At 63.7% G+C, this 7076-nt stretch carries 5 protein-coding genes, 3 tRNA genes, 1 other RNA gene and 1 pseudogene; 8 read left to right on the forward strand and 2 right to left on the reverse strand.

The genetic code is table 11. The features are described from left to right. The 8 genes and pseudogenes from IEW85_RS14050 to IEW85_RS14085 all read left to right on the forward strand — a co-directional run. Positions 1-427, forward strand: a pseudogene (locus IEW85_RS14050) (transposase); the annotation flags it as partial. A gap of 74 nt (positions 428-501) precedes the next feature. Beyond that, positions 502-1188 (forward strand): hypothetical protein, encoded by a 687-nt coding sequence (locus IEW85_RS14055; RefSeq protein ID WP_229659062.1) that lies wholly within the window; start codon positions 502-504, stop codon positions 1186-1188. A gap of 111 nt (positions 1189-1299) precedes the next feature. Beyond that, positions 1300-2700, forward strand: a complete 1401-nt coding sequence (locus IEW85_RS14060; RefSeq protein WP_188687046.1) for a helix-turn-helix transcriptional regulator — start codon at positions 1300-1302, stop codon at positions 2698-2700. A gap of 48 nt (positions 2701-2748) precedes the next feature. Continuing rightward, positions 2749-3867: a YqaJ viral recombinase family nuclease gene (locus tag IEW85_RS14065; RefSeq protein WP_188687049.1), complete on the forward strand. Its 1119-nt coding sequence runs from the start codon at positions 2749-2751 to the stop codon at positions 3865-3867. A 104-nt stretch (positions 3868-3971) separates the two neighbouring features. Beyond that, positions 3972-4338, forward strand: a transfer-messenger RNA (tmRNA) gene (gene ssrA / locus IEW85_RS14070). Then, positions 4337-4418 (forward strand) — tRNA-Tyr (locus IEW85_RS14075). Before ssrA ends, IEW85_RS14075 begins: the two co-directional genes overlap by 2 nt. 376 nt (positions 4419-4794) lie before the next feature. Next, positions 4795-4866: transfer RNA gene (locus IEW85_RS14080), tRNA-Trp, on the forward strand. A gap of 1 nt (position 4867) precedes the next feature. Then, a tRNA-OTHER gene (locus tag IEW85_RS14085) sits at positions 4868-4988 on the forward strand. A gap of 337 nt (positions 4989-5325) precedes the next feature. Here the strand turns inward: IEW85_RS14085 and IEW85_RS14090 are convergent. Next, positions 5326-5760: a hypothetical protein gene (locus tag IEW85_RS14090; protein WP_188687052.1), complete on the reverse strand. Its 435-nt coding sequence runs from the start codon at positions 5758-5760 to the stop codon at positions 5326-5328. A 117-nt stretch (positions 5761-5877) separates the two neighbouring features. After that, entirely contained in the window at positions 5878-6504 is a 627-nt protein-coding gene (locus IEW85_RS14095; protein WP_188687056.1) for a site-specific DNA-methyltransferase, read from the reverse strand. Positions 6505-7076: the final 572 nt, after the last annotated feature.

The raw sequence follows: 7076 nt of genomic DNA on the forward strand, positions 1-7076 counted from the left end.
CGGGCTGCCACTGGCAACGATCATCTCACCCGGACAGGCCAACGAGGCCCCGGTGCTGACCCCGCTGGTCGAACAGATCAGAGTCCCGCGCCTGGGACCCGGCAGGGCCCGTACCCGACCTGATGAGCTGCTAGGCGATAAGGCCTACTCCTCCCGCGCGATCCGCACCTACCTGCGGGAACGCGGGATCATCGCCACCATCGCAGAGCCTGACGATCAGAAACGACACCGCAGAAACCGCGGCACCAAGGGCGGCAGGCCCCCGAAGTTCAACACCCAGCGATACAAGGGCCGCAACATCGTCGAACGCGGGTTCTGCCACTTGAAGCAATGGCGCGGCATCGCCACCCGCTGCGACAAGCTGGCCACCACATACCGAGCAGCAGCGCTACTGCACGGAGTCACTGCCNTAGTCTGGTTGAAGTTATCGCGGACCGGGCAGTCCATGAGAAAGCCAGTCACTCCCGAACCCAGACCTCCACCGTCGAAGCTCTCGCGGCTATGGAGGACGCCCAGCTTGAAGGCCGAAACTTCCAAGCCCAGAAGAAGCACCTGCAACGCACCAGAAGTTCCAGCGCCGGCGTCTTCGACGACAAGAAGTACCCAGACAAGGCTCACCAGGAGATGATGGCCGAGACCTGCCTGGTGTCATCCAACGGCGGCGCCTTCTCCAAGGTGGAGATCGACAACGATGTGGATCCGGCCGAGTACGCCGACTTCGAGAAGGCCGTCGCCGAGGTCGATTCCAAGCTCCCGGCCGTCCCTGCTGGCCGGAACCCGGAGCTGCGTATCCGCAAGCTCGGCAGGCACAACGCCCGCGGGTTGTTCGCTGCGGATCGCAACGCAGTGGCCGTCGACGTCCGGACCTCCGAGGCCTACATCCACGAGATGGGCCACTACTACGACCACATCGTCGGTGAGAATGCCTCGCTGAAGCAGGACTTCCGGTCCATCAGCCGGGACTACGCCGCCGCGCTGAAAGAGCCTGACTCGAAGCGTCGACAGTACCTGAACACCCCGACCGAGCAACTCGCCCGGGGATTCGAGGTCTACGCGGTCGAGCGCCTGGGCATCAACAACCGACTGGTCCGTCCGGAGAAGTTCGACGACCCCGACTACGCGCCGTTCACCCAGAACCCCGAGCTCAAACAGCGGATCTTCGCGTTCTTCGACAAGACCTTCTCCTGATAGGTGAAAACTGGATTATGGGCTCCCACTGTCACGCCTTCAAGGACAGCGAGTTTGCAGGAATACTTTACACGGGTTGACATGGGAGCTGTGGCGCCGCACCATCGAGGTATGGCAATCACCAATCTGCGAATCCATCGCCAGGAAGCCAACCTCAGTCAGAATCAGCTCGCCGAGGCCAGCGGCATCTCCCGCGTCACCATCGTCAAAGCCGAGAACGGCCAGACCATGATGCGGATGCCCACACGGCGACGCCTGGCCCAGGCCCTGGGAGCAGAACTCCGCTGGAACGAGTCCGAGATCGAGTCCCATGCCAAGGCCCTAATGAACTGGGCCGAACCCCCGGAGATCGACCCTAGGACTCCGGTGAACAAGGCCGCCGACCAGATGGCCGACATCGTCGAATCCACTCTTCACGCCCGCGAGGTCGCCCGCGAGTCAGAACGTGAAGGCAGGGCGTTCAAGCGACTCGCCCCCGGCTACCGGAACGTCGAGAACCCCCAGGCCGTGCTCGACGACATGGCGCACTTCGCCACGATGGTGCGCGTCGCTGTCTTCGCCGCCGCTCCGGCCTACGCATGGTCAGCCCACTACGAGTCCACCCAGCAGCCCCGCGCCGACTTCACCGCCCTCAGCGAGCACACCGGGCTGGATCAGACTCTGCTGGCCGTGCTCATGGCCGACGCCGACGTCCTGATCGACGAAGGAAGGGTGCCGCTGAAGGCGATCGCGGTATGCCTGCGGCACCTCGACGCCGAGGACGAAGCGCTCCTGGATGCAGTGTGCCGCCTCTACCCACAGGACGACCGTCCCACGTCCGCCCTGGCGAAGAACTGGGTCCAGGATCTGCGTCAGTGCGCCTGGCGGCTGTGGCAGGCCTACTGCCCGGGCACTATGCCCACCGCCAATCACCCGGAGGTCTTCGACGCCGAATCCATCCTCGAAGTCGCAGACAAGGCCCCGAGCGGCCTCGCCGACAGGCCCTCCATCCGGCGCAAGATACACCCCAGCGACCACCACTGGACCAACGAATACCTCTCCAGCCTCAGCGGCGGTGCAGGTGCTGCAGCCTTCGAGCTGTCGTCGTTCCAGAAACAGCGCCTCGGACCCGCTGCCGGCAACATCGTTCACCACTACGGCGTCGACGCCTACGGAAATGCGTTCGCCGAGATCGAGAACCCCACCCAGGCAGGTGAGCGCATCATCGAAGTGCTGTGGCCCCACGGCATAGGCTCGCCGATCGAGGTGCTCCCCGGCGACCACATCGTCGCCGAGCAGGGGCAGGAGACCCTGTTCATGGCGTTGGTTCGGGATGGCCGCATCGTGGCTCTCATCCCGCGAGCCCACGAACTCGAAGGCGGACTCGGCTACCCCGGAGGAGCCGTGGCACCGGCCCGGGACCTCCGCGCCGCCCTGGAGGCCAACGGGATCGACGCCAGCCTGGCTGAGATCGAACGCATCCTCACGCTCGACGACCGCGCGGTCACCATCGACGTCGACACCCTGCGCTGACGGCCCCGCCCACGGAGAGGTGCCGGAGTCACCGGACACTTACCGGGCATGAGCGAGCAGACCCTCTCCCCAGCACAGCAGGCCCAGATCGATAACCGCGACGTCGAAGGCAAGTGGAAACAGAAGCAGCACGGAGACGTCGACGACAGCCTCGGCGTCCTCGGTATCGATGAACAGACCGAGACGGTCGACTACTCCTTCCCGGAGGCGACGCAGATCCTGCGCGCCGACGCGAGCCGGGAGGAATGGCTGGCCGAACGACGCCACGGCATCGGATCCTCCGAAGCTTCAGCGCTGATGGGGGAGAACCGCTACAAGGACGTCCTCGACGTCTACGAGGACAAGATCGGCGTCGCCGAGCCGGTGCAGTCCAACTACCGGATGCGCCGCGGACTGGCCATGGAGCCAGGCATCCGCGAAGAGTTCACCCTCCAGACCGGCATCGCCACCCAGCGCCGCGGACTGCTGGCCAACAAGGAGCGCCCCTACATGCGCGCCTCAGTGGACTCGATGACCTCCGACGGCGGCATCCTGGAGATCAAGACGACTTCGTACCACAACCGCGGTGACTGGGATGAGGAGGAAGGCCGGGTACCCCCGGAGGCCTACTGGCAGGTCCAGCACTCCATGGGCGTGACCGGCCGCAGCCACGCATGGGTCGCAGCTGATATCGGCGGTGACTTCATGATCATCAGAGTCGACCGCAACGACGACGACATCGAAGCACTGCGCGGCGCCGTCGACGAGCTGTGGGACCGCAAGGAGGCCGGCAACCCGCCTGAGCCCAACTCCCTGGAGAAGATCCAGTCGACCTACCCCACCGCCGAGCCCGGAAAGAAGGCCACTGCCAGCCCGGAGGTAGAGAAGGCCGTGAGCCAGTTCGCTGCGGCCAAGGAGGACGAAGCCGCGGCCAAGGAGCGGCAGAAGACCGCACGGGCGGTGATCGAGGGCCACATGAAAGACGCCGAAGAGCTCGTCGCAGAAGACGGAACTCGCCTGGCGACAAACAAGCAGAACTCCACCTTCTCGAAGTCGAAGTTCACCAAGGAACACCCCGAACTGGCCAGGCAGTTCACCGTCCAGAAGGAGGACATCGACACCAAGGCCCTGTCACAGGCCCACCCCGATCTCTACACCGAGTTCCGCGCCCGCCGGTTCTCCGTCTGAATGCATCCAACGACCCCGCGCTGGCAGGGTGCTCCGATCTGTTGCCAGTGCCGGACACTCTGTTAGTGCAGCTGATTGGCAACGGCATAGAGAACGCACATCAAGGGGGCGACTTGGCTTCGATCAGGTCGCTGAACTGGTGAGGAAGCATATGGAGCCACGGTCGTGACCTCCTAAAACTGTTCGACCACCCCATATCTGCCAACTCCGATGTGAAGCAGAACGAGTTCGCCCTCGCGGCATGAACTCCGGTGACCAGGTGTACGCCGTCGATGCCTGACTCACCGTCATAAGGACGGCTGGCCCACCGCGCGACTTCCCGAGAGCGCAATGGGCGAGAACTTTCTCGGGATAGATCATCACTACGGCGCCGACTCCGAGTGGTGCTCGAAACACTGATGTCGGCTGAACATGGAGATGCCTCACCTGTTGCGATCTGAGACGCGGGTTCGATTCCCGCCGCCTCCACTGCACGGTATGCAAGCGGACAACGCGACCTGGCTGTAAACCAGATGGCATGACCTTCGTGGGTTCGAATCCCACCCGTGCAACGAGCCCGCCCCGCCGAGGCGTCAACACACCCTATGAACATCAGCTACCGAGATAAAACTCCTGACTGAGTTCGAACCTGTACATCCCCGTGTGAAGGACGTCCATGACGGCCTTAGCCCCGAGGCGTACCTGCGCGTCGGCGGGCGGGCTTCATCTCTCGTCGCTCAGAGAGAAGCCAGCCCCGTCTTATGAGGAGGCTGGCTCGAATCTAGCCGAGGGAACGGAGCTGAGAAGATGGCCGATCGAAAACCAATGCGGAAGTCAGATCGAGGCCCCGAATTGAGTGAGCACCGGGCGGCGCCCGTATAGGCCGCCCCTAAGAACTCGCACAGTCGGCGGACAGCGGTTTAGACACCGCGGTCCCGTCTGATGCATACGACGATGGCTCAACAGGCAGAGCGGCGGTCTCCAAAACCGCAGGCGGGGGTTCGAGTCCTCCTCGTCGTGCAGGGCTGTAGCTCAACAGGTAGAGCGCCGGGTTCGCAGCCGGTCTAGGGCGGGAGGAAATGCTCGCCGGAGGACCGGAAGTAGAAGCCTCGGAGGCGCTGGTTCGATTCCGGCCGGTCCTACAAGGCACGCTGATGGGCGCGGCACAGGGTTGAACCTCCCCGCGCCGTCCGCAAGGGTATTCCGGATGACCCGGGCAGGGCTTGTTGAACCCACCGGGTCGCTCCTTCGGGATCAGGGTGCCGGGTCGTTGCTGCGGAGAGCCGCATCGCTGGTGCGCACAGTGATACGGGCCGGGTTCGATTCCCGGGCGGCCCACTCAGAGACGTGATCTCCCCTAGCCTCGGTAGGCTTCGATACACCGAGGTCCTGCTGTCACCCCGCGTCGATAGCCCAAACGGTAGAACAACGGTCTCTAGAACCGCAGTTTTGAGGTGCGAACCCTCCTCGACGTGCTACTTAGGACTCGCCGAGCTCCTTGATGACATTGCCCACCAGCTCGGGGACATTGATGGCATCGGGACTCGGGCCGCGTCGGCCTTCCACATAAGAGAGTCGTGCAGCAGCGAGGTCGGCCAACCGGACCGCTTGAATAACGATCACACGTCGCAGGCCGGGGGAGACCTCACCTCGCTCATGAGCGACCGCAGACAACCGCGAGAGGTTCTCCGCCCGCCGGGCGATCCGCACGTCCGGATGCTCCCTGTCTTCGCGCATCCCCTCCGGCACGAGATCGAAGGAGCAGTTCGGAGGAAGCTCCACCTCTTCGGAAATAGGTGGGATCTTCTCGTTGAGGATGGCGCTGTACTTCGAGTTCCGGATCGCACCGACGTAGACCGAGTACTCAAGCTGGTTCACCAACTGGGTAAGTTCCTTTTTCGGGCGATCGGCCATCTGCTCATACGGCCACATCGAGACCTTGGCGACCTCGAACGGGTCGAGGGTCCGAGTCGTGCCGGGGGAGCGCAGAGCCCCGCAGACCAGCTGTGCCGCTGGTCTGCGGGGCTCTTTCTATGCCGCCTGGGCCTGCCGAACGACCTGTCGGGTCATGACCGCCAGCTGTCCGGGCAGCCCCTCCGAGCAGGCAGTGCGGTCGGGGAAGCAGTATTTGCCCTTCACCGGATCGCCCGACGGGGTCAGCCCGGTCAGGGCAGCCTTCAGCCGCGGCACCAACACCGCGTAGAAGACTCCGGTCGGATCATTCTCGTCGCCGTCCAATCCGGCCAGGGCAAGGTGGCGAAGCCTGTGCGGGGAGAGTTCGTTGATCGTCACCGAGGTCGACTCGCGGGCTCCGCCGTCGGTGGCGTTGAGCAGCATCACCGCATGGGCGGTGCTGCCAGATCCGGCATAGATGTCCAGGACCTTCGCCTGAGGCTTGTTGGTCAGGTAAAACCGCAGGGCGTCCTCGACGGCGTAGATCGACTTCGGGTGCGAGAACGTCGCCCGAGGGACAAAGCGGCGCAGCATCCAGGACCCGTAGGAGGAGTAGTTGTGCGACGGCGGGGTCCAGACCGTCGTCGGTAGGGTCTTGCGCTGCTCGTCGGACTCGGTCAGCTCGGCGGTGCCGGTGATGGGGTCGTAGCCGACGATGGAGTCGACCGAGGGGGCCTGCTTCTGCTCCTTGGTCTGTGAGCTCATGGCCCGAGAGTGTCCGGCGCTTGCTCCTCACCCGCGCCCACTGTAAGTGACGCAGGTCATACTCAGTGGTCTTTGAGGGGCCTGCTGTGGCCTGTGGAAAACGTCTCGCGACGGGCCGCAGCCGCAGAGTCGCCGAAACAGGCCCAAATCGACAATGGCCCGAAAATCGGCCGGTTTCAGGCCGTAATGGCCCACCTTGTGTCCTGCTAATGGCCCAAAAATACCCCCGGATTTACGCCTTATGGCCCGGCTATGGCCCAGCGCAACTTCCGCGTCATTCCGGGGATCGAGGCCGATTTGGGGCCTTATGGCCCGGCTCTGGGGAAATAGACACCTATAGGGATGTGTGAAAGCAGAGATCAGAGGGGGTCTCGTGGAGCTGTGGAAAACTCACATATGAGGGGGCGTGAAAACACAGGGGAGGTTCTGCTCTGAATTATACCTGTGGGTTGCCCCCGGAAGTAGGTCCACGCGTTATGCGGGCCGCGGTTTCTTCAATGGGTACAGATTTCAGCATACTCAGCCGGGCTGCGGTACCCGAGCGCTGAGTGGCGCCGGATGGTGTTGTATTC

Source organism: Nesterenkonia cremea, assembly GCF_014642675.1.
Classification (GTDB): domain Bacteria; phylum Actinomycetota; class Actinomycetes; order Actinomycetales; family Micrococcaceae; genus Nesterenkonia; species Nesterenkonia cremea.